The 24,181-nt window shown below is 61.2% G+C and carries 19 protein-coding genes and 1 pseudogene; 7 read left to right on the top strand and 13 right to left on the bottom strand.

From position 1 onward, the window contains the following. Positions 1–436 precede the first annotated feature (436 nt). From QZ647_RS07415 to QZ647_RS07365, 11 genes are all read right to left on the bottom strand, one after another. Positions 437–949: a hypothetical protein gene (locus QZ647_RS07415; protein WP_291271545.1), complete on the bottom strand. Its 513-nt coding sequence runs from the start codon at positions 947–949 to the stop codon at positions 437–439. Positions 950–3,062: 2,113 nt separating this feature from the next. Further along, positions 3,063–3,368 (bottom strand): hypothetical protein, encoded by a 306-nt coding sequence (locus QZ647_RS07410; RefSeq protein ID WP_291271544.1) that lies wholly within the window; start codon positions 3,366–3,368, stop codon positions 3,063–3,065. 1,032 nt (positions 3,369–4,400) lie between these two features. Beyond that, positions 4,401–4,877: a hypothetical protein gene (locus QZ647_RS07405; protein ID WP_291271543.1), complete on the bottom strand. Its 477-nt coding sequence runs from the start codon at positions 4,875–4,877 to the stop codon at positions 4,401–4,403. Positions 4,878–6,393: 1,516 nt separating this feature from the next. Then, the gene (locus QZ647_RS07400) at positions 6,394–6,810 is read right to left on the bottom strand and encodes an isoprenylcysteine carboxylmethyltransferase family protein (RefSeq protein WP_291271542.1); all 417 of its coding nucleotides are present in this window, start codon (positions 6,808–6,810) and stop codon (positions 6,394–6,396) included. Between the two features lie 468 nt (positions 6,811–7,278). Continuing rightward, on the bottom strand, positions 7,279–7,695 hold the full coding sequence (locus tag QZ647_RS07395; RefSeq protein WP_291271541.1) for a hypothetical protein: 417 nt from the start codon (positions 7,693–7,695) through the stop codon (positions 7,279–7,281). A gap of 231 nt (positions 7,696–7,926) precedes the next feature. After that, a complete protein-coding gene (locus tag QZ647_RS07390; protein WP_291271540.1) occupies positions 7,927–8,478 on the bottom strand; it encodes a hypothetical protein in 552 nt (183 codons plus the stop codon). 144 nt (positions 8,479–8,622) lie between these two features. Beyond that, positions 8,623–8,925 carry a hypothetical protein gene (locus QZ647_RS07385; protein ID WP_291271539.1) on the bottom strand — a complete coding sequence of 101 codons (303 nt, stop codon included), beginning with the start codon at positions 8,923–8,925 and terminating at the stop codon, positions 8,623–8,625. Between the two features lies 1 nt (position 8,926). Then, entirely contained in the window at positions 8,927–9,418 is a 492-nt protein-coding gene (locus tag QZ647_RS07380; protein ID WP_291271538.1) for a hypothetical protein, read from the bottom strand. A gap of 425 nt (positions 9,419–9,843) precedes the next feature. Next, positions 9,844–10,335: a hypothetical protein gene (locus QZ647_RS07375; protein WP_291271537.1), complete on the bottom strand. Its 492-nt coding sequence runs from the start codon at positions 10,333–10,335 to the stop codon at positions 9,844–9,846. Between the two features lie 1,026 nt (positions 10,336–11,361). Continuing rightward, positions 11,362–12,213, bottom strand: coding sequence for a tetratricopeptide repeat protein (locus tag QZ647_RS07370; RefSeq protein WP_291271536.1), 852 nt, complete (start codon positions 12,211–12,213; stop codon positions 11,362–11,364). Between the two features lie 90 nt (positions 12,214–12,303). Beyond that, the gene (locus tag QZ647_RS07365; RefSeq protein ID WP_291271535.1) at positions 12,304–14,340 is read right to left on the bottom strand and encodes an SPFH domain-containing protein; all 2,037 of its coding nucleotides are present in this window, start codon (positions 14,338–14,340) and stop codon (positions 12,304–12,306) included. Between the two features lie 220 nt (positions 14,341–14,560). Between QZ647_RS07365 and QZ647_RS07360 the strand changes: the two genes are divergently transcribed. The 3 genes and pseudogenes from QZ647_RS07360 (at position 14,561) to buk (ending at position 17,483) form a co-directional block, all read left to right on the top strand. After that, the gene (locus tag QZ647_RS07360; RefSeq protein WP_291271534.1) at positions 14,561–15,196 is read left to right on the top strand and encodes a hypothetical protein; all 636 of its coding nucleotides are present in this window, start codon (positions 14,561–14,563) and stop codon (positions 15,194–15,196) included. A gap of 76 nt (positions 15,197–15,272) precedes the next feature. Further along, positions 15,273–16,301 (top strand): annotated as a pseudogene (locus QZ647_RS15575) (phosphate acyltransferase); the annotation flags it as partial. 42 nt (positions 16,302–16,343) lie between these two features. Beyond that, positions 16,344–17,483, top strand: a complete 1,140-nt coding sequence (buk, locus tag QZ647_RS15570) for a butyrate kinase (RefSeq protein ID WP_366526158.1) — start codon at positions 16,344–16,346, stop codon at positions 17,481–17,483. Between the two features lie 15 nt (positions 17,484–17,498). On the opposite strand, the gene QZ647_RS07350 is transcribed toward buk, so the two are convergent. Then, positions 17,499–18,155, bottom strand: coding sequence for a nitroreductase (locus tag QZ647_RS07350; protein ID WP_366526157.1), 657 nt, complete (start codon positions 18,153–18,155; stop codon positions 17,499–17,501). Between the two features lie 118 nt (positions 18,156–18,273). Then, positions 18,274–19,176, bottom strand: coding sequence for a bifunctional enoyl-CoA hydratase/phosphate acetyltransferase (locus QZ647_RS07345; protein WP_291271531.1), 903 nt, complete (start codon positions 19,174–19,176; stop codon positions 18,274–18,276). Between the two features lie 52 nt (positions 19,177–19,228). Here QZ647_RS07345 and QZ647_RS07340 point away from each other — a divergent pair, with 52 nt between their 5' ends. The 4 genes from QZ647_RS07340 to QZ647_RS07325 all read left to right on the top strand — a co-directional run bounded on the left by QZ647_RS07340 (position 19,229) and on the right by QZ647_RS07325 (position 24,144). After that, positions 19,229–19,639 (top strand): TfoX/Sxy family protein, encoded by a 411-nt coding sequence (locus QZ647_RS07340; RefSeq protein WP_291271530.1) that lies wholly within the window; start codon positions 19,229–19,231, stop codon positions 19,637–19,639. Then, positions 19,636–20,157: a GNAT family N-acetyltransferase gene (locus tag QZ647_RS07335; protein ID WP_291271529.1), complete on the top strand. Its 522-nt coding sequence runs from the start codon at positions 19,636–19,638 to the stop codon at positions 20,155–20,157. Before QZ647_RS07340 ends, QZ647_RS07335 begins: the two co-directional genes overlap by 4 nt. Next, entirely contained in the window at positions 20,154–20,861 is a 708-nt protein-coding gene (locus QZ647_RS07330; RefSeq protein WP_366526138.1) for a 16S rRNA (uracil(1498)-N(3))-methyltransferase, read from the top strand. The genes QZ647_RS07335 and QZ647_RS07330 overlap by 4 nt, the downstream gene beginning before the upstream one ends. 64 nt (positions 20,862–20,925) lie before the next feature. Continuing rightward, positions 20,926–24,144 carry a S41 family peptidase gene (locus tag QZ647_RS07325; RefSeq protein ID WP_291271528.1) on the top strand — a complete coding sequence of 1,073 codons (3,219 nt, stop codon included), beginning with the start codon at positions 20,926–20,928 and terminating at the stop codon, positions 24,142–24,144. Positions 24,145–24,181 lie beyond the last annotated feature (37 nt).

Here is a 24,181-nt window from a genome sequence, read left to right as displayed (position 1 = left end):
AGCGAGATCGTAGGTGACTGACATTTGCGCTGCGGTGACCAAACTTAGGTCAGAACCACTGCGTTGCAACAGTGCTGGGAATTGAGTGCAGTAACCCATTACAGAACCGAGGACAGGGGCTGGGAGGAGTTCAGGTGGTTCTGCCGTGGCTCTCAGAAGATCAACATGAAGAATGAATTTCCCGGAATTGCGGGCAGCCAGAAGCAGGTGGCCCATTACATAGTCATTGCCCCAATAATTCATGGCGCTCGTGAAGGAGTGCGCTGTATTGTGAGCGACGCTTTTTAGAACTTTGTGTGAAGGCATGATTGTTGGCGGCTCTAACGAATGAAGCTAAGCGGCCGCGCCTGCACCGAGACGATGAGCGGAGCCGAGGTAGCGAGATGTTGAGAGAGAGCGGAAGGCAATGCAGGCGGGGTCCGACTTGAGCGGAGGGTTAGGCGTTACTGGCCGGGAACCAAATAGGAGCAATATTCTTTCGGAATTCGGAGGCGTATAAAAGAGTGCGAATAAGAGGGAATTGCTCTGACACCATATTTTTTTTGACGCTGTGATCGAGTAGATATTTCATGATATCAGCCATAAGATCGGAAACGAGCATAAGGCGCCCACCACCCAGGGTTGGATGAGTTGTACCGCTGCCGTAGAGGAAAAGTGCGATCTGTTCTATATCCTTTGGGATTCCTAGATTCGGAAACATAGAGGGAATGTACTTTTTCCCCGCTAAAAATTTCTTCGTGTATCTGGATTCTCGTTGAGCCCAAGAATCTGTATCGAGTGAGGGTTCAATATGAACTAGATGTTTTCGTTCTGGGTGGAAGGCGACAACATCAAGTTCGGTTTCATGGCCCCCAGCGCTTCGCTTTCCAACCAGTACATTCCTTCGCACGAAGTAGCCCTGGACCTCGTACCATTCACAAACTAGTTGTTCCAGATGGTTGTTAGACATGATTCGGCATCTCCATGGTGACGCCTAACGAATGAAGCTAAGCGGACCAGGCGCTTGCGCCTGGGTCCGCTTGAGCGAGAGGTTAGGCACGGCGAGATGCGAGGGAGAGAGAACGCCCGAATTCGCGGCTCCTAGATTTGAAAGGGAAAGAACAGACCTTCAGAAACTGTGGACCCAAAGGCTTTAAAAGCTGGGCGTGGACCCAGGTTGCCGACCAGGATGGATGATGATGACAAGAGTCTTAGTGTTTCTGGGTGGGCCACTGCGAACGGTGTTGGTTCGACGGGCGAACGGTAACTGCGGACAAGCAGGGGTAGAAAGTTGGTGAGGCCTAACGAAAGAAGCTAACCGGACCCGCCTGCACTGAGGTGCTGAACGGAGCCGAGGAAGCGAAACGATGAGAGAGAACGGGAGGCAATGCAGGCGGGGTCCGAGTTGAGCTGAGGGTTAGGCCAAGGGCGTACTGTTCCGCTGCTTTGACTTTTTGTAATGAAGGTACTTCCACCCGGCCCCCAAGCAGATGACAGCGTACGGGGCCATATTGAGGAAGGTATCTTCTGCTGAGTAGTTGGGATGCCAGAAGAAAGGTGTAATAAGCATGCCCAAGCCAACGACCAGTAGGCCATACCCAACGAACAATGAGGAGGTCGCTTCACTTGGTCCCTCGACTCTCGGACCTGTATAGGGCTTTGAGGTATACACCTCAGGGTACGCCGATAAGAAACGCCTGCTAAAACGCTCCCCGCACTCAACACACCAGGGGTATCGGTGCCCCTTGTATATCGCCTTGTGGCAACCAGGGCACTCGGCGATTTGGATTGAGGGGTTCATTTGGTAGAGGGCCTAACGAATGAAGCTAACCGGACCCGCCTGCACCGAGGCGACGAGCGGAGCCGAGGAAGCGGGAAGCAGATAGAGGGCAGGAGGCAATGCAGGCGGGGTCCGAGTTGAGCTGAGGGTTAGGCATGTGCCAAGACCACCAGGTCCTTAGGTAAGGGTAATGAGCGTATCAATGATTTTACCATTTCGAAGGAGTTCAAGACCTCCAGTTCCATGGATAGCCCCAGGTGGAGGCGGCGCATAGAACTCAATAAGAATGTCCGTAGGTTGGATCTGGGATTTGAACTTCAACCACTCCGCATGATTGAAACCGAATGCGACAGGTTCTTTCCCCAACCTTGGATCTGTGACCGAATGCTTTCGCTCTGCCTCTTCGATGCTGATAGGTCGACGAAACCCCTTATCCCAATCCGAATTTCCGGGAGCGGGGACTAGGGGTGAATTTGAGGGTGCATTGCAGCAAATTGACCCGAATGTGAGCCCAAGACTGAGCAATCCGACTATTGGTCTCATGGATTCCTCAAATGCCTAACGGAAGAAGTTAAGCGGACCAGGCGCTTGCGCTTGGGTCCGCTTGAACGAATGGTTAGGCATTTCGAGGCTGATGTTAACGAGCGACCCGAGTTGCGATACCAAGCGTTCTTGAAAGTGGAAAGAACGAAGAGAACGCGGTGAACAGAAGGCTTGAAATGCTGGGCGTGGACCCAGGTTACCGACCAGGATGGATGATGATGACAAGAGTCTTAGTGTTTCTGGGTGGGCCACCGCGAACAGTGTTGGTTCGGCGGGCGAACGGTAACTGCGGACCAGCAGGGGAAGAGAGTTGGTGAGGCCTAACGAAAGCAGCTAAGCGGACCAGGCGCTTGCGCCGGGGTCCGCTTGAGCGAGGGGTTAGGCACGGCGCGATTTGAGTAAGAGAACGACCCGAATACGCGGCACCTAGTATTGAAAGGGGAAAGAACAGGATTTCAGGAAGTGCAAATCCGAAGGTTAGAAAAGCTGGGCGTGGACCCAGGTTGCCGACCAAGATGGATGATGATGACAAGGGTCTTGGTGTTTCTGGGTGGGCCAGGCTGAACAGTGTTGGTTCGACGGGCGAACGGTTACAGCGGACCAACAGGGGAAGAAACTTGGTGATGCCTAACGAATGAAGGTAACCGGCCCCGCCTGCACCGAGGTGCTGAGCGGAGCCGAGGAAGTGAGATGCTGAGAAAGAACGGAAGGCAATGCAGGCGGGGTCCGAGTTGAGCGAAAGGTTAGGCGCATTTATGGTTCAATATTTATCTTTTACAGACACCAGCACGAGGCTTGCGACTGCAGCAATCAAAACTAAAACAGGAAGCATTTTTTCCCAATCAATATGAGTTGTTTCCCAGCGAACCTCGTTATTTTTTCTATTTGTGTAACTTCCTTTGGGTTTCCATAGGAAGGTCCATTGTGTTCCACAATCATTTATATAGACCTCTCGCCGATACTCGTCGCTCCAGGTGATTCCATCTGTCTTCCAAGCTGGACGTATAAACGCCAAAATAAGAAGAATTCCAGCCACCTGGCTTGCAATTACTGTTCTTCTTTTCATTTTTTCTCCATGCAAGCGAAGAGTGCTCTGAAGCCTAACGAACGAAGGTAACCGGCCCAACCGCAGCCGGACGATGGGAGGGGAGCGGAATCCCAACCAGGACGGGAGAGCGGAAGACAAGGGCGGTTGGGTCCGAGTTGAGCGCAAGGTTAGGCCGAGACGCCAGCTCTGCCGTGGCATGAACCGAGGCGAAGGGGAAACCACGCGGGGATTGGAAAGAGCGACCTGGGGCTTGCCACCATGAACGCACGCCCGCCTCGAAACCCCAAGCAGAACGGCCGAACAGGCGAATTGACCAGCCGAACGGAGTTCTGACGAGCCTGCTTTTCGAGGCCTAACGAAAGAAGCTAACCGGACCCGCCTGCACCGAGGCGCTTAGCGGAGCCGAGGTAGCGAGATGTTGAGAGAGAACGGAAGGCAATGGAGGCGGGGTCCGGGTTGAGCGAGAGGTTAGGCCGGCTAGTTTCATTACTCAGATACTCTAGGGTCGCCTTTAGAAAATTTAGGGGGCTTGTGGCTACGACATGTATACGAGCCTTGGGCATAGACTCCAAACCCAAATCCACAGGCTTGCTTCGACTCTGGCTGAGATAGAAAGACTTCTCCATTTCGAAAATCGAAGACGATCTCACACGGGCCAAATTCGTCGGTTCGGAATGTGCCCTTGTGCCCTTTCAAAATAAACTCACCCTCGATGAATCCAGAATTGTAAGAAGGACCACCTCGCTGGATTTCGAGCTGAAAACGGACTCGATTGCCCGTCTGCTTGGTGAGGAGATGCCCGCCAGATTCATACGACCCAGACCAGGACCAAGTTCCTGTCGCGAATTGGGACTGCCCGGATAGCAGCCCAGCTGAAAGAAACAGGATCGGAACAACCAACCTCTTCATGAGCGGCCTAACGAAAGAAGCTAACCGGACCCGCCTGCGCCGAGGCGCTGAGCGAAGCCGCGGAAGCGAGATGATGAGAGAGAGCGGAAGGCATTGCAGGCGGGGTCCGAGTTGAGCGGAGGGTTAGGCAGGTGTGAGCTCCTATCTGCGCCGCTTATTGATAAGTAGTGGGGAATAGAACTCCTTCAATTCACGGGGAGAACAAAGTTTTTCAATGTCGATGAGCCGCCCCTCCCATGATTCCCTAGGCTTGGTGATTACAATCCTTCTTACTTCCATCACCATTCCGGTTCGAAGGTTGAGGAGCATTACAATTCCAGGATTATCAGGACGTAATTTATCAAAACCTGGTTCAAGGAATTCAATCTGCATGTAAAAGGGCAAAAGCTTTTCATCGTGATACCAAGATGCAGATGCAAACACTGCATCAATAGATTGGCAGTTCATTGTTTTTAGAAGGATGGCCGGGATCTGAATTGTGTGACCACTTAGGGTGATAGCCAGTGATCTGATTGGTTGATCGGTTGGTGAGCTTGAAAATTCGACCTGAATTGAGGCAGGGGTGAAATCTTTTGGCAGCCCAACGAATGTGCCATCTTTTCGGATTTCGATGACCATGTCTTGGTGAGCACTACAGACGGTCGGGCTGAATGTAGCAAGCACGGCTGGCACGATTACCAATCTCATGAGACCTGCCTAACGAATGGAGCTAACCGGACCCGCCTGCACCGAGGCGCTTAGCGGAGCCGAGGAAGCGAGAAGCTGAGAGAGAGCGGGAGGCAATGCCGGCGGGGTCCGAGTTGAGCTGAAGGTTAGGCCGAGACGCCAGGTTTGCCGCGGCATGGACCGAGACGACGAGGAAACCGAGCGGACGATTGAAAGAACGAAAGAATTGCGAGACGAGTGGGAAATGCGAAGTGCCTGAAAGCAATGTGAGGTGTGGCTTTTCGAGGCCTAACGATGAAGCTAACCGGACCCGCCTGCACCGAGGCGCTGAACGGAGCCGAGGAAGCGAGAAGTTGAGAGAGAGCGAAAGGCAATGCAGGCGGGGTCCGAGTTGAGCGGAGGGTTAGCCGTGGGCCGTGTCATTGGGTATTGGCGCCCAAGAAACCTGAACACAGTTTGATATAGAAAGCCCGGAGTGAATCAACTCCATTACCATGCCACGAACGTAAATCGGAGGGCTGAGGTGGTTCGGTAGTGAACTGGCTATGCCAATGGGATGGGTCAGCGATGATGATTGGCGCCGGGGAATCTTCGAACTGATCGGCAGTAATGTCCACTACGCAGCTACCTTTTGCCAGCCATGCATGGGAAGTCCAGGTGTTTCGCTCTCTAGAACCACGCTCTCCGCAGATGTACATGAATCCATCGATTCCGGAATCTGCGAGATAAGCTCCGAGAAGTAATGACGCATCTCCACACGAACCACGAGGGAATGCGGAGAGAGTGATAGGACGTTCATCTGGTGGAACGGATTCAATCGCCCCTCTTAGCGCATGAGCTAGGACTGAGATGGGATGGTTGGGCATATTGGACGGCTAACGAATGGAGCTAAGCGGCCACGCCTGCACCGAGGCTTTGAGCGGAGCCGAGATAGCGAAATGTTGAGAGAGAACGGGAGGCAATGCAGGCGGGGTCCGACTTGAGCGAGAGGTTAGGGCGACGGGTGCGAAAAGAGATTGGTAGCCATGACCGCGAGCATTATCAGAATTGGAAAGATCAATAGTGAACCGAGCAGCATGAAGCCGAGATTCCGGATTTCGATCGATTTCGAGAAGACAAGAGGCAAGGCTGTAATCGAGTATGAAATGAAGACGAAAATGAATACAAAGAAATCAACGAATGCGACGAGAAAGCCCTCACCGCCGGCATACCCAAGAATGGCCATCACGAGCGTGAAGACCGCGAGCCCTGCCCAATATATGAGAATGTGCTTACATTGCTTCTTGGTCTGGGCTTGCAGTTGTTCGATGGGAACTTCTGTCATTGAGGAGCCCTAACGAATGAAGCTAAGCGGCCACGCCTGTACCGAGGCGACGAGCGGAGCCGGGATAGCGAAATGCTGAGAGAGAACAAAAGGCAATGCAGGCGGGGTCCGACTTGAGCGAGAGGTTAGGCGCCGGGAAAGGCTTTAGAACCATGTTGTCTTTCGATAGGCGAGATAGGCCTCACCAAATGCCTGAGTCAGAATTTTCTCTTCTTGGCGTGCCCGAAGGAACTGCATGGGAAGGATGATGATTAGAATGACTGCCAGCCAAGGCATTTTGAAGTACAGAGCTAAGCCAAGGACTAATACGGAAGAAAAAACGTACACAGGATGGCGGAGCCGCGAATAAATGCCTGTCGTTACGAGATTGCGAGCTTCGGCAGTTATGGAGAAGGAATTCCCTAGCTGCCGGCGGGCGACTGTAAGGAGGGCTAGGAAAACGATGACGATGATGGCACCCAGGATTCGCCATAAATCCCATGGGGACCAAGCGAAGGTCACCATAAGCACCAGGATCGCCGCTGGAGGGACATAGGTAACGAAAGCAGCTTCAGTATCCATGGGATTCCCAGGGGGGATATGGCGCCTAACGAATGAAGCTCAGCGGACCAGGCGCTGGCGCCTGGGTCCGCTGCAGCGAGAGGTTAGGCGCGGCGTGAAATGGGTGCGAGAACGATCCGAATTGCCGCGCCGACAGTTCTGAGAATTGAAGAGCAAAGAACGAGTGAGGCAGGAAGAAGGCTTGAACTGCTGGGCGTGGACCCAGGTTACCTCGACGATGGCAGATGCTCAGCCGTTTCTGGGTGGGCCACCGCGAACGGTACTGAAATGCGGCGCGAACGGTAACTGCGGACCAGAGGCGCAATAGTGATGGTTACGCCTAACGAAAGAAGCTAACCGGACCAACCGCAGCCGGACGCAGGGTGGAGAACGGAAATCGGAAAGAACGAAGGAGAGCGAAAGGCAGGTGCGGTTGGGTCCGAGTTGAGCGAAAGGTTAGGCCGTGATCGCGCATCAAATTGAATGATTTTAAGCTTTCGTTTTTGAATCGGTGGAATGGTTTGAAGAATAGAATGCCAGCGTAATGATGGTCGGAATAATAAATCCCTTTAAGTAGGAGAGGGGGTGCCTGCCCTGAGTGAAATCAACGGGCAGATTTCCAAAATGGGCCCAATAGTGAGTAACAATCAAACCGGTAATCGCGGTCCACATTCCCCACAAGGCTCGACGGCTGCCAAAGACGACGAGAAGCAAGCTTAGAGTGATACCCACGCGAAGAGTCGACTGTACATACTCATATTTCGTATGGACACTCGTACCTGTACCCAAATACAAATCAAAGAGGGTATAAGTATGGTAAAAAATCAGAAGTCCGGCAAGTAATAGGATGATTCCTCGCCGAAACAGCAAAGCAGCTTTGCCCTGAGTTACATGTTGTGCGGTCATCGAAGCTTTCCATTTGATTGTTACGGAATGTAGCCGTCCGAATATTCCGCAACTTGCGGCCTAACGAATGTGGCTAACCGGCCGCGCCTGCACCGAGGCGATGAACGAAGCCGAGGAAGCGGAACGATGAGAGAGAGCGGAGGGTAATGCAGGCGGGGTCCGAGTTGAGCTGAGGGTTAGGCGGCTGACCTGGGAATTTATGATCGAGCAGCACGAAAGGTATATGCACACTTAAGGCGTTTTCTTTTTAAGTGATTTTGATGCTCGAGGAATATACTTTAATTCAAGCTGACTCAAATCCCCATGCTTTCGCCAGTAATCTTCAAGTTCCTTGTCTTCAACGGATCTGCTACGGCCGAACGATACAATGACGGCTTTCATTACCTGCATGGATTCTTCGAGGTCATCCATGGTGTCCACGAGAAATTTAATTGCCTCTTTAGCCCCGGCTTCAGTATGGATATTGAACTCATGCGAAAACTCATGGACGAACAAATTTCGAGCGCCCAAAGTCCTTTTTAGGCATTCGTCGAATGATTCTTCTATCTCAACGTTCTTTCTCAGAAGCCCCATTAGCTGGCCGAGTGTCATGGTGTCGGCATTCAATATGGCTTCTTTCGCTTTTTGAGCATTCTCTGCAAAAACGACCTTTGAGACATATGCGATGAACATTTCTAGATCTTGGAGCAGGACAAGTCGACACCCTATTTCCGCAAAGAGCTCTTCAGGCACTTCTTGGGTGTGCTCTGGCTCAAATGGATGGTTTTTTTGTAGATCGACCATGGATCTCCTGGCGCCTAACGAAAGCAGCTAAGCGGCCACGCCTGCACCGAGGCGATGAGCGGAGCCGGGATAGCAAGATGTTGAAAGAGAGCGGAAGGCAATGCAGGCGGGGTCCGACTTGAGCGGAGGGTTAGGCGCCTCTACCTACGCCTTGTCTTTCATGGAAACAAAGACCAGACCTGATACGACGAAAATAATTACGAGAATGGGAGCCATCCTTGCCCAGTCAATGCGCGTCACGGTCCAATGAGTATAGTTGCCGCCAGTATTCTCGAATACTCCTTTGGATACCCACAAAAAGGACCACTCAGTGCCACAGTCAGGCATAGAGATAAAGTGCCCTCGTTGATTCCAAGTGTAACCTTCCGTCTTCCACGCAGGACGAATGAAGGCCAAGAGAAGAAGCGCGCCAGCCACTTGAATCGCGATTCTCATCCTATTTTTCATGTCACCTCCATTCGGCGTGCTCCAAGGATGGGGCTTGGCCTGTGTTGAATACAAGAAACAAGGCGTGCGAATAGCCTAATTCGGATTTGTAGGCTTGGAGTTTGTCGAGATCGATATTTCGTGAAACGGAGCTATTCGACTTTTTAACCTCAATGACGAGGTGGTTATTAGCACTACCTCGTTTATGCACGATGATGTCGGGGAACACAGTCTTTCCCTCGGTGTCATCAGAATTGGGGTCCAACGCCAAGCCGATTAGCCTTTTCCTAAAATGGACCTCATCACTTGAGTTGATATCGCGGTTGTATTCGCAGTCGACGTGCCAATCTGTAAATTCACATTGAATGTGGCAAGCAAGACGGTGAGTCAATGAGCGCTCATTTGCGTCGCATGAAAAAAGATACCGATCTTCAGAAAGCAATTTGTCGATAGCGTTGATCAGTGCGGCGCCGGGTTTTTGGGAGTTTAGTATGGTGGCGAGTTGAGGGAGCATGAGGTTGGCGCCTAACGGAAGAAGTTAAGCGGACCAGGCGCTTGCGCTTGGGTCCGCTTGAACGAATGGTTAGGCATTTCGAGGCTGATGTTAACGAGCGACCCGAGTTGCGATACCAAGCGTTCTTGAAAGTGGAAAGAACGAAGAGAACGCGGTGAACAGAAGGCTTGAAATGCTGGGCGTGGACCCAGGTTACCGACCAGGATGGATGATGATGACAAGAGTCTTAGTGTTTCTGGGTGGGCCACCGCGAACAGTGTTGGTTCGGCGGGCGAACGGTAACTGCGGACCAGCAGGGGAAGAGAGTTGGTGAGGCCTAACGAATGAAGCTAACCGGCCCCGCCTGCGCTGAGGCGATGAACGAAGCCGAGGAAGCGAGACGAAGAGAAAGAGCGGAAGACAATGCAGGCGGGGTCCGAGTTGAGCTAAGGGTTAGGCCGCTGAGTTATAGGCGTTGGATCTGGTGGGAGAAGGTTCTCGGCAACGTGATAGGTATGAAGCAGCCGCCTCTGTTGGACATCGTATTCGAAGACCACTGTGACCCTCTCGATACCACCAGCGAGGCCACTTGCTTTGGCAAAAAGGAGTTTCTTCGAGGCGTTATATCTTAAATCGCAAGGATAGACGTAGTCGCCTGGATGGCCGATTGTTCGTGGTGTGGATTCATCAGAGAACTGCCCCTGAAATTCACCACTAATCCAACCAGTGGCGGTAACCAGTAGAGTCAGGCCATTGCCCAGATTGATGGACTGATTCCATTGATGAACAGATGGATGATAAATGGTACTCCATGATGGAGTGAAGCTCTGGGAGGATTTATAATCCGCCAGCAATGGGTGATTAGCTGAGGACACATCAACCTTGCTTGGCTGACAGCCGAGTACCAGGGCGCATGCAATTGGGAGAAGGCGTTTCATCAGCGGCCTAACGAATGTGGCTAACCGGCCCCGCCTGCGCCGAGGCGCTGAGCGGAGCCGAGGAAGACGAATGAAGAGAAAGAGCGGAAGGCAATGCAGGCGGGGTCCGAGTTGAGCTGAGGGTTAGGCGCTGGTTGCAGCACTGTATAGAAAGAGTATGAAAAACAGAAGGTAGGCTATGCTCCAGATTAGAGCGGCAATTCGCAGTTGCCGTAAATAATCTTTCGCGGTCTCATTTTGATTTATCCAATCAGGTGTTTTAAAAATGACCTTAAACATAAAATACCGGGCGGCCATGGCGTTCTGATATGAATCCTCCCCCGGTGCCCACCAAAACGAGCCCTTTGGCTTGCCATCAGCTATCCAAGTCTCTCGATTTGTTTCGTATTCAATTCTTAAAAGCCTATCGAAACGAATCACGCTATATATCGAAATGACGAGGAATAGGACCGCGATGAGAAGGAGCATGATGATTTGAGAATTGGTCATCGGAGACTCGGAAGCGCCTAACGATTTGAGTTAAGCGGACCAGGCGCTTGCGCCGGGGTCCGCTTGAACGATTGGTTAGGCACTTCGAGGTTGTTGATTGAGAGCGCCCCGAACTGCGATTCCAAGCGTTCTTGAAGGTGGAAAGAACGAAGAGAGTTCGGTGAACAGAAGGCTTGAAATGCTGGGCGTGGACCCAGGGTACCGACCAGGATGGATGATGATGACAAGAGTTCTGATGTTTCTGGGTGGGCCACGCCGAACAGTGTTGGTTTGGCGGGCGAACGGTATCAGCAGCCCAACCGAGAGAAATCCTGGGTAAGCCTAACTTTAAATTGGACGGTGGGGACGAAGGTGTTCGGAGTTCGCCTAATCCGGTTTGAGAGGGGTGTAAGTGTTGATTTTACCGTGGGGCCATTGAACGGGGCGATTTGAATGGGCAGACCGGAAATGGGCGGATGGTGTCGGGTTTTCTGCAGCTGAAACGGGTCGCTCCGATGCAAACCGAATGGGGGACGCGAACGCTGTTCGTGAGGCAGTCTAAGGCCGCTTGGGGGCGGGCAGGGCGGCGTAGCGCTCGGCTTGGCGCAGGTTTTCGGTGAGGACGGGGTCGTCGGGGCGCAGGGCGAGGGCGGCGCGGAAATCGTCGCGGCTCTCCCGGTAGCGCTTCAGCTCGAAGCGGGCGCGGCCGCGGTTGAAGAGGGCCTCGAGTTGGCCGGGCTCCAGGGTCAGGGCTCGGTCCAGGGCCTCGCAGGCCTCGGTCCAGGCCTTCTTCTCGTTGAGGCAGCGGCCCAGGTTGTTCCAGGCGTGGGCGATCCCTGGCTCCTTCGCCACGGCCTCCCGGAGGATCGGCTCGGCCTCGGCCAGGCGCCCCTGGCGCGCCAGGGCCTCGCCCTTCCAGGCCTGGCCCATGGCATCCCCCGGCCGCGCCTCGAGCAGTGCGTCGGCGCAGGTCTGGAGGGTGCTCCAGTCCTGCGCCAGGCGGGCCTCGGCACAGGCGTTGGGAAAGCCATCGGGGTAGCCGAGGCGGCCGTTCTCGGCATGGGCGGCCGCAGCGTCCCCATGGCGCCCCAGCTGGCTCAGGGCCTGGGCGCGGTAGAGGCGGTAGGTGGCCAGGCGGGGGCCGGATTTGGCTTCCAGCTGGGGCTGCAGCGCCTCGCAGACTGCCGCGAGCCGCTCCCAGCGCCGGCTTCGGTTGAGGGCCTGGATCCACATCTCGTAGTGGGCGCCCCGGGTGGCGGGCGGTACCGTCTCGAACCAGTCCGCGAGGCCGGCCCAGTCCTTGGTCCGGACCAGGGCTTCCGCCGGGGCGGGCAGGGGGGCGGCCAGGCCCTGGGATTGGATCTGGGACTGGACCTGGGCGGCCGGGGACAGGAGGAGCAGAAGGATCATGGGGCGTCCTAATTAGCGGGAGAGAATGCTCCAAACCTACCCGAGAAAGGGGCGGCATCGCCGCCCCTTTCTCGGGTCGTCGAAGTCGGGCTACTTGGTCAGGTTCTGCCGCAGGAGCGCCTTCAGGGCCTCGGCCTCCGGGTTCGCGGCGGTTGGTGTCGCCACGCCCGCCAGCTGCCCGGCCTTCTCGCTGAGCAGGAGCCCCAGCAGGCTCTCGATGAGGCTGCCGCCGCCCTTGTCGCCCCCACCCATGTGGATCTTGGGGACCACATCCACCTGGGATTTCTCGATGGCCTCGGCGAAGCGGTTCATGACCTGCTGCACCAGCTGGAACTGCGGGCCGCCGTAGGCGCGGACCTGCTCCTCGATGGCCATGGCCTGGGCGATGCCCACGCGGGCGGCCTGCTCGGCCTGGGCTTCGGCCATGACCTTGATGCGTTTGGCCTCGCCTTCGCCCATGAGGCGCACCTTCTCGGCTTCGGCGCCGGCCAGCGTCTGGATCTGCGCTGCCTGCTGCTGGGCCTTGGCGTACTCGGCCTTGCCCTGGTTGCTCTGGACCTGGATGCTGATGGCCGATTCCGTGAGCGCCGTCTGCTGTTTGGCCGTGGCTTCGGCTTCGCGAAGCTCGCGTTCCTTCACCGCGGCGCTCTGCTGGCGACCATAGGTCTCCACCTGTTCGTCGGCGATCTGGCGGCTGCGGAGCTGGACGAGGATCTGCTCGATCTGCCCGCCGGGCGCACCGCTGGTGGGTGTGCCGATGAGAACCTCCTGCAGCTCGAGGTTGTACTGGGCGAACTTCTCCTTCATCTGGGTGCCGCTCTGCTCCTGGATGGCGCTGCGGTCCTGGATGAGCTGGATGAGGGTGCGGGTCTGGCCGATGTTCTTGAAGTAGGCGCTCACCATGGGATCCAGCGTCTGCTCCACCAGCTTCTTGATGTCGCCGAAGCGCTGGATGACGAGGGGCGCCTTGCGGTAGTCGATGTGCACCACCACGGAGAGGGGCAGGCTGGGTTCGAAGGCATCCTTGGTGATGAGGCTCACTTCGGCCAGGTTCTCGTCGAACTTGTGGCTGCCCACCTCGCCCTTGGACCACTTCAGGATGAAGTTGGTGGTGGGGACCATGAGCACCTTGCCGGCGTAGGTGTTGAAGGCGTACTTGCCGGGCAGCAGAGGCTCGCTCCACACGCCGCGGCTGCCCTTGGCCACCAGCTCGCCATGGCGGTACTCCTGGCCGCTGATGTCGGCGCCAATGGCGCCGGTATAGCTCACCACCACGCCCACGGTGCCCACCTCCACGACGGTCTTGGGGATGAGCTCCACCGTCGCGAACAGGCGGTTGATGTAGTAGGTGCCTTCCACCAGCACCTGGTACTGGCGCCCGCGCTGGCCGCCTGCCACCAGGAACTTGTCGGCGTCCTGGAAGTTGTTGTGGTAGGTCGTGACCTGGTGGGGATCTTCGCCCACGGTAGAGGCGATGATCTCGCCGCTGGCCAGGCTGGGTCCGTCGTGGACGGTCACGATGCCCACGGCGTCGTCCGTGCCCTTGATGATCACGGGCCGCCAGCCGGCCCGCTCGGTGATGATGGCGCTCATCTTCTGGAAGGTCTCGAGCTCACCCGGATCCAGGGGGAGGTAGAAGAGCCGGTCCTCGGTGAGCACCACGAACTGCACCAGGTTGATGGCGTAGATGCCCTCACGCAGGATCTGGCGCTGGGGGCCCTTCTCGCCACCACCCTGGATGAAGGCCACCACATCCTGGAAGTCGGCACCGTGGGCATTGCTGGCCAGGGCCTGGGAGGGGGGCAGATCTTTGCCGTCGCGGGCGAAGATGTAGCCGATCTTGCCCTGGGGGATGGTCACCAGGGGCATCTTGTGGATGCGGTACTGGAAGGGCGTGAGCAGGTGCCAGCCGCCGCGCAGGAGCTGAGGCTGATAGCCGGCCTCGCCGTCGAGGGCGATGAGGCCGGTTTTGACCGAGCCCTTCCGGCTGATGAGCTTCTCGACGATGCCCACGCGGTTGTTGGGAATGTAGCGGATCCACTTGCTGAGGAGGAGCGCCGCGAAGGCGGCGCCGAGGAGAGCCAGCAAGCTCAGGCCGGGGTTGGCGGAAAGCCAGGAGAGGTCCATGAGGACTCCAAGGGACGGGTTAAATGGCGCTGTCCAGTCCGGGGCGCCGTCCCGCCCAGATTCCGGGGCCCTCTCGCGGTCCGGTGCCCCGGCTCGGCTTCGAGCGGGCACCTGGGATCCAACGCGGAAAGAACCATATGAAGGCTGTGAACATAGGCGAACCGGCCTTCCGCGCCGTGACGGACATCACCCTTTCCCGGGGGGCGGGTAGTCTGGTCGCATGAGCGGATGGCTGGAGTGGCTTCGGGAGCGGCGAGGGGCCGTGGTGGTGGCGGTCCTGGCGGCCCTGGCCGGGCTCGGGTGGTGGCAGGGACGCCCCGTGACCCAGCCGCCGGGGGTGCTCGCGCCGGAGGACCCGCTCCAGACGCCGCCGGAGGCCCCGGCCCCCTGGACCTTCCGGAACCACACGCTCACGGCCCTCGCCCGGTTCGAGCTGCGGGCGCGGGTGCTGGGCGTGGAGCGGTACCGCTTCGACCGGCCCGCCGAGCTGTCTCCGGTGGACTTCGCCCTGGGCTGGGGGCCCATGTCGGATTCCCGGATCCTTGGCGCCTTCAGCATCCAGCAGCGGGACCGCTGGTACTTCTGGAGCACCCCCCGGATGCCCATTCCCGAGGCTGAAGTCATCGCCCACAGCGCGAACATGCACCTGATCCCGGCCACGCCCCTCGTGGAGAGGCGCCTGCTGGCCGTGAAGCCGGGGCAGGTGGTGGCGCTCCGGGGCCAGCTCGTGCGGGCGGACGGGAAGGACGGCTGGCACTGGGTGAGCAGCCTCACCCGGACGGATACCGGCGACGGCTCCTGCGAGGTGATCTGGGTGGAGTCCGTGCGGGTGACAGACCGCCAGGATCAAATGTGACTTCCGGGTAGACAACATAGAATCTTCCGCCTGATAGACTCGGCAGGTTGAAGGCCCCCAGTGGTCTTGGAGTCCCATGTTTGACATCGAAGCGTCCCTCGACAGCCGACTGCTGGCCGAACCCCGGAACCGCCCCACGGTGATGTTTCCGGAGGCCCTGGATCCCCGCACCCTCGAAGCCGCCTGCTTCCTGAGCCGGTTCATCCGGCCCGTGTTCCTGGCACCCGAGGCCGAGGTGCGCGCCGTGGCCGCCCAGCACCTGGCCCATCTCGGCGCCGACCGCGTGGCGTACACGCTGTCGGAGAGCGCCTTCGTGGTGCCCGCCACCCGGCCCGACCTGGTGGAGGCCTTCGCCGCCGCCTGCGTGGACTTCGGCCGGACCCATGGCCGGCCCCTGACCCTGGACGAAGCCCGCCTGCTGGTGTCCGAGCCCGGGCGGTTCGGCATCTGGGCCGTGAAGCAGGGCCATGCCGACATGGTCGTGGGCGGGGCCATCCATGAGCCCAAGGCCTTCTTCCGGCCCATGGTGGAGCTGCTGGCCCACCGGAGCGTCGCCTGCGAGGCGGGCGTGTTCGTCCTGCCGGACTCCCATCCCAGTGATGTCTATCCCCACAACATCGTGGTGTTCGGCGATGTGGGCGTGAACGCGACCATGACGCCGCGCACCCTGGCCGAGGTGGCCGTGGGCACCTGCGCCGTGGCCCGGGACCTCTTCCCTGAGGAGGTGCTGCCGGAGATCCGCTGCGCCATGGTGTCCTACTCGAACCGTGGCAGCGACGAGGGCCCCTCGCCCGAGCTGGTGCGGCAGGCGGCCGACCTGGTGCCGGACATCCTGGCCGAGCGCATCGCCCACAGCACCCGCTATGCCAGCATCCACATCCGCGGCGAGGTGAAGGTGAGCGTGGCGCTGTCCCGCCGGTCCGCGGACCTCTACCACCCGGACGGCCTGCCCTGGGAGGGCGGACCCAATGTGATCGTCTGCCCCAACCTCGACATGGGCAACCTGCTCTACCACCTCTACGCCACGCGGTTCCCCGAGGCGCGGAAGTTCCCGGTCATGTTCGGCCTCTGGTTCCAGGGCGTGGACCTGCCCATGGACTGCACGCCCGAGGACATCCGCCTCGCGGTGAAGGCCTCGGTCCTGCGTCTGCACGCCTACGGCGAGTGGAAGCGCACCCCCAAGGACACCTTCTTCCGGCGCCATCGTGTGCTGGTGCTGAACCCGGGCTCGACCTCCACCAAGACCTCGATCTTCGAGGGCGACGAGGAGCGCTTCACCGAGGAGCTCCAGCACCCGGCCGAGGAGCTGAAGGCCTTCGAGGGCCGGCCCATCACCGAGCAATTCGCCTTCCGCAAGCAGTCCGTGCTGCGCTTCCTCGCCGACAAGGGGCTGTCCCTGGGGGATCTCGATGCCGTGGCCGGCCGCGGCGGCCTGCTGCGTCCCATCCCCCACGGCACCTGGACCGTGGGGCCCGCCATGCTGGAGGACCTGAAGGCCGGCCAGCGCGGCGAGCACGCTTCCAACCTGGGGGCGCTGATCGCCTCTGAGCTGGTGGCCGGCACGGGCAAGCCTGCCTACATCGTGGACCCCGTGGTGGTGGACGAGGCCGATCCCAAGGTGAAGATCACGGGCCTGAAGGAGCTGCCGCGCCGCGTGATCAGCCACGCCCTCAACCAGATCGCCACGGCCCGCCGCTACGCCGAGGAGCACGAGACCTTCTACGAGCGCATCAATGTGATCGTGGCCCACATGGGCGGCGGCATCACCGTGGGGGCCCATCGCCGGGGCCGCTACATCGATGTGAACAACGGGCTGGACGGCGAAGGGCCGTTCTCCCCCCAGCGCACGGGCACCCTGCCGGTGGGGCAGCTCATCGACCTCTGTTTCTCCGGCAAGTACACCAAGGCGGAACTGAAGCTCCTGAACAAGGGGCGGGGCGGCCTCATCGACCTGCTGGGCACCTCCGACATGCGCGAGGTGGAGCGCCGCGTGGACGCGGGCGATGCCGAGGCGAAGGCGGTCTATGACGCGCTGGCCTACCAGATCGCCAAGGCCATCACGGCCCTCGTGCCGGCCTTCGGCGGCGACCGCATCGACGCCGTCCTGCTCACGGGCGGCATGGCGCGCTCGCCGAAGCTGGTGGGCGAGCTGAACCGCCTCACCGCGGCCCTGGGCTGCCCCGTGAAGGTCTACCCCGGCGAGAACGAGATGGCCGCCCTCGCCAAGGGCGCCCTGCGCGTGCTGTCCGGACGGGAGACGGCCAAGGACTATCCGCCCCAGGCCTAATGGACAAAAGGGGTCCTACTTCTCGTAGAACCTGGCGAACTCGGAGACGGGCGCCCGCTCGGTGACGAGGGCGTTCTCGGGGGCCGAGGGATCGGCGTGCCCGAGGGCCATGCCGCAGATCACCATCTGCTCCGGGCCCAGGCCCAGCTCCTGGGCGATGACGCGGTGGAACTGGGTGAAGGCGGCCTGGGGGCAGGTGTCCAGGCCCCGGGCCCGGGCCGCCACCATGATGTTCTGGAGGAACATGCCGTAGTCCAGCCAGCTGCCCACCTGCAGAACGCGGTCCATGGTGAAGATGAGGCCCACGGGCGCGTCGAAGAACCGGTAGTTGCGGCCGTGCTGCGCGTGCATGCCGGCCCGGTCCGACTTCGCGATGCCCAGGAGGCCGTAGAGATCCCAGCCCACCTTCCGGCGCCGCTCGAGGTAGGGCGAAGTCCATTCCTTGGGGTAGTAGTCGTACTCCCGCTCGTGGCGGGCCAGCTCCGCGGGGTCGGCGTAGATCGCGAGGATCCTGTCGGAGAGCCGCGTCAGCGCGGCGCCGGTCAGCACATGCACCTGCCAGGGCTGGAGGTTCGTGCCCGAAGGCGCCCGCGAGGCCACCCGCAGGATGTCCTCCACCACGGCCCGGGGCACGGGGGTGGGCTGGAAGGCCCGGATGGAGCGGCGGCCCATGATCGCGGCATCGACGAGGGCCGTTTCGGCGGCGGTGGGCAGGTCGGTCGGATGGGTCGGATTCACGGGCGCACTCCTCCCAGGGACGGGTCGGCCCTTATTCTGCCGCGGACTCGGCTCAGGCCAGCAGGGCCGCCAGCGCGATGGAGCTCAGCTTGGTCTTGGCGCTGTCGCCACGGCTGCTGAGGACACAGGGAACGCGGGCACCCGTGACGACGGCCGCGATCTCGGCGCCGCCCAGCTTGGTGCCGGCCTTGTAGAAGGTGTTGCCCGCCTCGAGGTTGGGGAAGAGCAGGCAGTCGGCATCCCCGGCCACGGGGCCGCCCATGCCCTTGATGCGGGCCGACTCGGGGTCGATGGCCCCGTCCAGGGCCATGGGGCCGTCCACGAGGGCGCCCTTGATCTGGCCGCGGTCCGCCATCTTCGACAGCATGGCCGCCTCGGCGCTGGACGCGATCTTCGGCATGACCTGCTCCGAGGCCGACAGCACGGCCACCTTGGGGAGGTCGATTCCCAGGGCCCTGGCCACCTTCACCAGGTAGCCCAGGATGGCGACCTTCTCCTTGAACTCGGGCTCGGGGATCACGGCCACATCGCCGGCGATGAGGAGCTTGGGGTGGCCCGGATGCTCCATCACGGTCACATGGCTCAGGATGGCGCCGGGATCGAGCAGGCCCTGCTCCTTGTTGAGGATGGCCCGCATGTACTTGTCCGTGCTGAGCAGGCCCTTCATGAGCAGATCGGCCTCGCCGAAGCGGACCATGGCCACGGCCTTGGCGGCGGCCTCGGTATCCGTGGGCGCGTGGACCATGCGGAAGCGCTCCTTCGGCAGGCCCTGTTCCTGGCAGACCTTCACCATGACGGGTTCGTCCCCCACGAGGATGGCCTCCACCAGGCCCGCCGCCACGGCGGCGTTCACGGCCTCCAGGGTGTGGGCGTCGTTGGCCCAGGCCACCACCAGCCGCTTGTGGGGACGGTTCTTCACGGCAAGGAGCAGGTCGTCGAGGGTGTTGATCCGCATGGGGGATCCTGTCGAAAGGCCGGTCGTACCGGCGGGCCCTGGGGAAGGTAGCATGGTCGCCATGGCCGTCTCTGTGAGCTTCCGCACATACCTCCTGGAACAACTGGGGCGGATCCGCCCCGTCACCGCGCGGGCGATGTTCGGCGGTCTCTGCTTCTTCGCCGAGGGCCGCGCCTTCGCCCTGGCGGACGACGGCGTGCTGTATTTCAAGGTGGACGCCACCAACCGCCCCGATTTCGAGGCCGCGGGCATGGGCCCCTTCCTGCCCTTCGGCGACCCCGGCAAGCCCATGGGCTACTACGAGCTGCCTGAAGATGTGCTGGAGGATACGGACGAACTGGCCCTCTGGATGGCCAAGGCCATCGCCGTGGCAGAGCGGGCGAAAGCCAAAGCCAAGTCCAAAGCCCCAGCGGCGCCCAAAGGGCCCGCGAAGCCCGGGACCGGGGGGAGGTCGCGCCCATGACCGCCGTGACCCTCCGACCCGCCACCGTGGCGGACGCCCCGCTCCTGGCGGACTTGGGCGCCCGCACCTTCACCGAGACCTTCGAGGCGATCTGTTCGCCGCAGGACCTGGCGGCGTTTCTCCAGGCGACCTACGGCGAGGCGCTCCAGCGGGCCGAACTGGCCGATCCATCCCGGCCGGGCCTGGTGCTGGAGCTGGAAGGCGTTCCCGTCGGCTTCGCGCAGCTCCGCCTGGGGCACCGGGAGCCCTGTGTCGGGGGAGCGAGGCCGGCGGAACTGCAGCGCATCTACCTCCTGAGATCCGCGCAGGGCGGGGGCCGGGGCGCGGCCCTGATGGCGGCCTGTCTTGATCTGGCCCGGGCCTGGGGCGCGGATGTGCTCTGGCTCGGCGTGTGGGAGCACAACGACAAGGCCCTGGCCTTCTACGGCCGCTGCGGCTTCCGCGAAGCCGGCGACCACATCTTCCAGATCGGGCAGCAGGTCGACCGCGACCTGATCCTGGTGAAGGACCTGGCTTGAACTTGGTGCTGCTGTTCCCGGAGGACTTGGTGGCCCCGGGCCGCGCCTGCCTCACCGGGCGGCGGCTGGCCCATGTGCGCGAGGTGCACCGGGCCGGAATCGGAGCCGACCTCAGCGTGGGCCTGCTGGGCGGGATGATGGGCCGGGGCAGGGTGCTGCGCCTGGATGACGAGGTCCTGGAATTGGCCCTGACGCTGGACCAGGCGCCGCCACCCAAGCTGCCGCTCACCTTGCTGATCGCTCTGCCGCGCCCCAAGGTCCTGAACCGCGTGGTGGCCGCCGCCGCCAGCCTGGGTGCCGCGCGCCTCGTGCTGCTCAACGCCTGGAAGGTGGAGAAGGCCTACTGGGGCAGCCCCCGCCTGAAGCCCGAGCACCTGCGCGACCAGCTGATCCTGGGGCTGGAGCAGGCCAAGGACACGGCGCTGCCGGAACTGCGCCTGGCGCGGCTCTTCCGGCCCTTCGTGGAGGACGAGCTGCCGGGGCTGCTGGAGGGCGGCACCGGGCTCCTGGCCCATCCCGGCACCGGCGGGCCGGCGCCGAAGGTGCTGGCGGCGCCGGTCACCCTGGCCATCGGCCCCGAGGGCGGGTGGATCGAGGCGGAAACCCAGAGCCTGCTGAAGGCGGGGATGCGGCCCCTGGACCTGGGCCCCCGCATCCTCCGCACCGAGACGGCCCTCGCGGCGCTGGTGGGGAAGCTCTTCTAGAAGCTGCGGTTCCACATTCATCGTTTCACGATGTATGATGGCGAACCCGTTCCCGGAGTCTTTGATGCTGAGCTTCCGCGTTTCCGCCCTCGCGCTCGTGGCCTTTGCCCTGGTGGCCCAGGATCGCGCCCCCCGCTTCGTCAGCGCGCCCGATGTGAAGGGCGACCGCGTGGTGTTCACCTGGGAGGATGACCTCTGGCTCGGCTCTCTCAAGGGCGGCGCCGCCCGGCGGCTCACGACGCATCCCGGTCTGGAGACGGCGGCCCGCTTCAGCCCTGACGGCCGGTGGATCGCGTTCAGTGCCCAGTACGACGGCGCCAGCCAGGTCTATGTGATGCCCGCGGAGGGCGGTGCGCCCAGGCGCCTCACCTGGGCGGGCGCGGCCACCGTGCAGGGCTGGACGCCGGATGGCCGGAAGGTCGTCTACAAGACCGTCGCCGATCACGACTTCCGGCCCGTGGAGCGGCTCCTCACCGTGGACCTCAAGGGCCACGAGCCCGAGGCGCTGCCGGTGCCGCGCGGGGTGCAGGGCACGGTCTCGCCGGACGGCGGACGCCTGGCCTACAGCACCAAGGGCGTGGTGGAGTACTACTGGAAGCGCTACAAGGGCGGTCGCCATCAGGACCTGTGGCTGGCGGACCTGAAGACCGGCCGGTTCGAGAAGCTCACGGATTATGTGGGCCGGAACGGCGCGCCCATCTGGGCCGGCGGGAAGGTGGTCTTCGAGTCCGACCGCGGCAGCAACGGCATCACGAACCTCTATGCCGTGGACCCGGCCACCAAGGCCGTGGAACAGCTCACGGACCTCAAGGATTTCGATGTGCAGCAGCCCAGCAGCGATGGCCGCACCGTGGTCTTCGTGCAGGGGGGCCACCTGCAGGCCCTCGACCTGGCCACCAGGGCCGTGCATCCCGTGGCGGTCACCACCAGCAGCGATGGCTGGAAGGCCGCGCCGCGGCCCGTGAACCCCAAGGACTGGATCCAGGCCATGAGCCTGGTGGGCGGCACGGCGGTCTTCGAGGCCCGGGGTGAGGTGTTCCTCGTGCCCACGGACGCCGCGAAGCCCGCGAAGAACCTCACCCAGACGCCGGGCGTGCGCGAGCGCATGCCGCGCCTCTCGCCCGACGGCAAGCGCGTGGCCTATTTCAGCGACGCCAGCGGCGACTACGACCTCTATGTGCAGGCGGTGGATGGCGCCCCGGAGCGGATCCCCACGGGCCTGAAGACCGCCCTCTACCACCTGGAGTGGAGCCCGGACGGGACAAAGGTGCTGTTCGGCGACAAGAGCTTCGCGCTGTATGTGATGGATGTCGCCAGCCGGAAGCTGACGAAGGTCGACGAGTCCCACGAGCTGAAGAACGACCAGTTCACCTGGGAGGTGAGCGACTACGCCTGGGCACCGGATTCGCAGTGGGTCGCCTACGCCTTTGTCGAGCCCAACCGGAACAGCCGCATCCACCTCTACAACCTGTCGACCAAGCAGAAGGTCACGCTGACCGATGGCTTCTACGACTGCCTGAACCCCCGGTTCGACCAGGATGGCAGCACCCTCTACTTTCTCAGCTACAACAACTTCCAGACGCGGCTCGACCCCAGCCAGGACAACCACATCCAGTCCGCGCCGGTGCAGGTCATGGCCGTGAAGCTGAAGGCCGGCGACGAGAAGCCGGCAGCTTCCTCCTCCGCCCCCGGCGCTTTCCGCATCGATGTGGCGGGCCTGTCGGAGCGCATCGCGCCCCTGCCAGTGAAGCCCGGCAACCTCTTCCACCTGCAGGCCGGTAAGGGTCTCGTGGGCTGGGACGAGGTCGAAGGCTGGGATGACAGCGTCGTGGAAGAGCTCTACGGGCCCCGGGGCGCGGACAAGTGGAAGTTGCACCTCTACGATCCCGCCGCCAAGAAGGACAAGGAAGTGGTGCTGACGGATCCGGTCAGCAACTGGACCTTCGACGCCGAGGGCAAGCGGGTGCTCATCCGCAAGGGCGCCAACTACCATGCGGGCGAGGCCGCGGCCCTGTTCGCCACCAAGGCCCTGCCCGAAAAGCTCGACCTGGAGCGCATGACCATGACCGCGGCCCCCCGCGAGGAGTGGAAGCAGATCTTCGAGGACACCTGGCGCTGGTACCGGGACTTCTTCTACGACAAGGACATGAACGGCAACGACTGGAACGCCATCGGGGCCAAGTTCCGCGCCTGGCTGCCGGAGCTGAACTCCCGGCAGGAGCTGAACTGGCTCCTAAGCCAGATGGTGGGCGAGTTGAATGTCAGCCACACCTATGTGGGCGGCGGCGACCTCGGCCCCGCGCGGCCCGCGCCCAGCCTGGTGGCCCCCGGCTACCTGGGCGCCGACTTCACCGCCGACCATGGCTTCTACAAGTTCGCCAAGGTCTATGGCCCCACGCCCTATGCCATGACCCTCAAGGCCCCCCTGGCCGACCCCGCGCCCAAGGTGAAGGAGGGCGAGTACCTGCTGGCCATCGACGGCAAGGCCCTGCGGGCCCCCGAGGCCATCCAGGCCCGCCTGCAGGTCATCAAGGGCCAGAAGGTGACCCTCACCGTGAACGGCAAGCCCTCGCTGGAAGGCGCCCGCACCATCGAGGTGGAACCCGTCGCCAGCGACTGGACCCTGCGCTACGAGCGCTGGATCGCGGGCAACATCGCCGCGGTGGACAAGGCCTCCAACGGCCAGCTGGGCTACATGCACATCACGGCCATGGGCGACCAGAACATCGGCCAGTTCGACAAGTACTGGCGCGCCTTCCGCTACAAGAAGGGCCTCGTCGTCGATGTGCGCGGCAACGGCGGCGGCTGGACCGAGTACTTCATGATCGACAAGCTGGAGCGCAAGCAGGTGGGCTTCAATGTCATGCGCGGCGTGGCCCCCTTCCGCTACCCCAACACGGCCTCCGACGGCCGCTATGTCTTCCTCAGCAATGAGCAGAACGGCAGCGACGGCGAAGCCTTCCTCATGCATGTGAAGGCCCGCAACCTGGGCACCATCGTGGGCGTGCCCAGCTGGGGCGGCCTGGTGGGCATCATCAACACCCAGTTCACCCTGGATGGCGGCACCGTGGAGCAGAGCAACAACGGCTTCTACGGCCGCGAAGGAAAGTGGTGGGTGGAGAACCACGGCGCCGACCCCGACCTCACCGTGGAGAACGATCCTGCCAGCCTGCTCCAGGGCCACGACCGCCAGCTCGAAGTGGGCATTGAGACCCTGCTCAAGCAGCTCAAGGAGAACCCCACACCGAGCTTCCCGCCGGTGCCGGCGTATCCGAAGCGGTGAGCCGTTCGTAGTGAAAACGGATTCACCACGATAGTTC

Source organism: Geothrix sp. (genome assembly GCF_020622065.1).
GTDB lineage: Bacteria > Acidobacteriota > Holophagae > Holophagales > Holophagaceae > Geothrix.
The sequence above is the reverse complement of the archived record's forward strand: the minus strand, read 5'-3'. Positions and strand labels throughout refer to the sequence as shown.

What these genes read in the sequence shown, in the direction of transcription:
- QZ647_RS07410 (WP_291271544.1), bottom strand. Translation starts at nt 3,368, where the DNA reads ATGAAAAGAAGAACAGTAATTGCAAGCCAGGTGGCTGGAATTCTTCTT.
- QZ647_RS07385 (WP_291271539.1), bottom strand. Translation starts at nt 8,925, where the DNA reads ATGAAAAATAGGATGAGAATCGCGATTCAAGTGGCTGGCGCGCTTCTT.
- QZ647_RS07370 (WP_291271536.1), bottom strand. Translation starts at nt 12,213, where the DNA reads ATGATCCTTCTGCTCCTCCTGTCCCCGGCCGCCCAGGTCCAGTCCCAG.
- QZ647_RS07400 (WP_291271542.1), bottom strand. Translation starts at nt 6,810, where the DNA reads ATGGATACTGAAGCTGCTTTCGTTACCTATGTCCCTCCAGCGGCGATC.
- QZ647_RS07350 (WP_366526157.1), bottom strand. Translation starts at nt 18,155, where the DNA reads ATGGGCCGCCGCTCCATCCGGGCCTTCCAGCCCACCCCCGTGCCCCGG.
- QZ647_RS07325 (WP_291271528.1), top strand. Translation starts at nt 20,926, where the DNA reads ATGCTGAGCTTCCGCGTTTCCGCCCTCGCGCTCGTGGCCTTTGCCCTG.
- QZ647_RS07345 (WP_291271531.1), bottom strand. Translation starts at nt 19,176, where the DNA reads ATGCGGATCAACACCCTCGACGACCTGCTCCTTGCCGTGAAGAACCGT.
- QZ647_RS07380 (WP_291271538.1), bottom strand. Translation starts at nt 9,418, where the DNA reads ATGCTCCCTCAACTCGCCACCATACTAAACTCCCAAAAACCCGGCGCC.
- QZ647_RS07390 (WP_291271540.1), bottom strand. Translation starts at nt 8,478, where the DNA reads ATGGTCGATCTACAAAAAAACCATCCATTTGAGCCAGAGCACACCCAA.
- QZ647_RS07365 (WP_291271535.1), bottom strand. Translation starts at nt 14,340, where the DNA reads ATGGACCTCTCCTGGCTTTCCGCCAACCCCGGCCTGAGCTTGCTGGCT.
- QZ647_RS07395 (WP_291271541.1), bottom strand. Translation starts at nt 7,695, where the DNA reads ATGACCGCACAACATGTAACTCAGGGCAAAGCTGCTTTGCTGTTTCGG.
- QZ647_RS07415 (WP_291271545.1), bottom strand. Translation starts at nt 949, where the DNA reads ATGTCTAACAACCATCTGGAACAACTAGTTTGTGAATGGTACGAGGTC.
- QZ647_RS07340 (WP_291271530.1), top strand. Translation starts at nt 19,229, where the DNA reads ATGGTCGCCATGGCCGTCTCTGTGAGCTTCCGCACATACCTCCTGGAA.
- QZ647_RS07375 (WP_291271537.1), bottom strand. Translation starts at nt 10,335, where the DNA reads ATGAAACGCCTTCTCCCAATTGCATGCGCCCTGGTACTCGGCTGTCAG.
- QZ647_RS07335 (WP_291271529.1), top strand. Translation starts at nt 19,636, where the DNA reads ATGACCGCCGTGACCCTCCGACCCGCCACCGTGGCGGACGCCCCGCTC.
- QZ647_RS07360 (WP_291271534.1), top strand. Translation starts at nt 14,561, where the DNA reads ATGAGCGGATGGCTGGAGTGGCTTCGGGAGCGGCGAGGGGCCGTGGTG.
- QZ647_RS07405 (WP_291271543.1), bottom strand. Translation starts at nt 4,877, where the DNA reads ATGGTCATCGAAATCCGAAAAGATGGCACATTCGTTGGGCTGCCAAAA.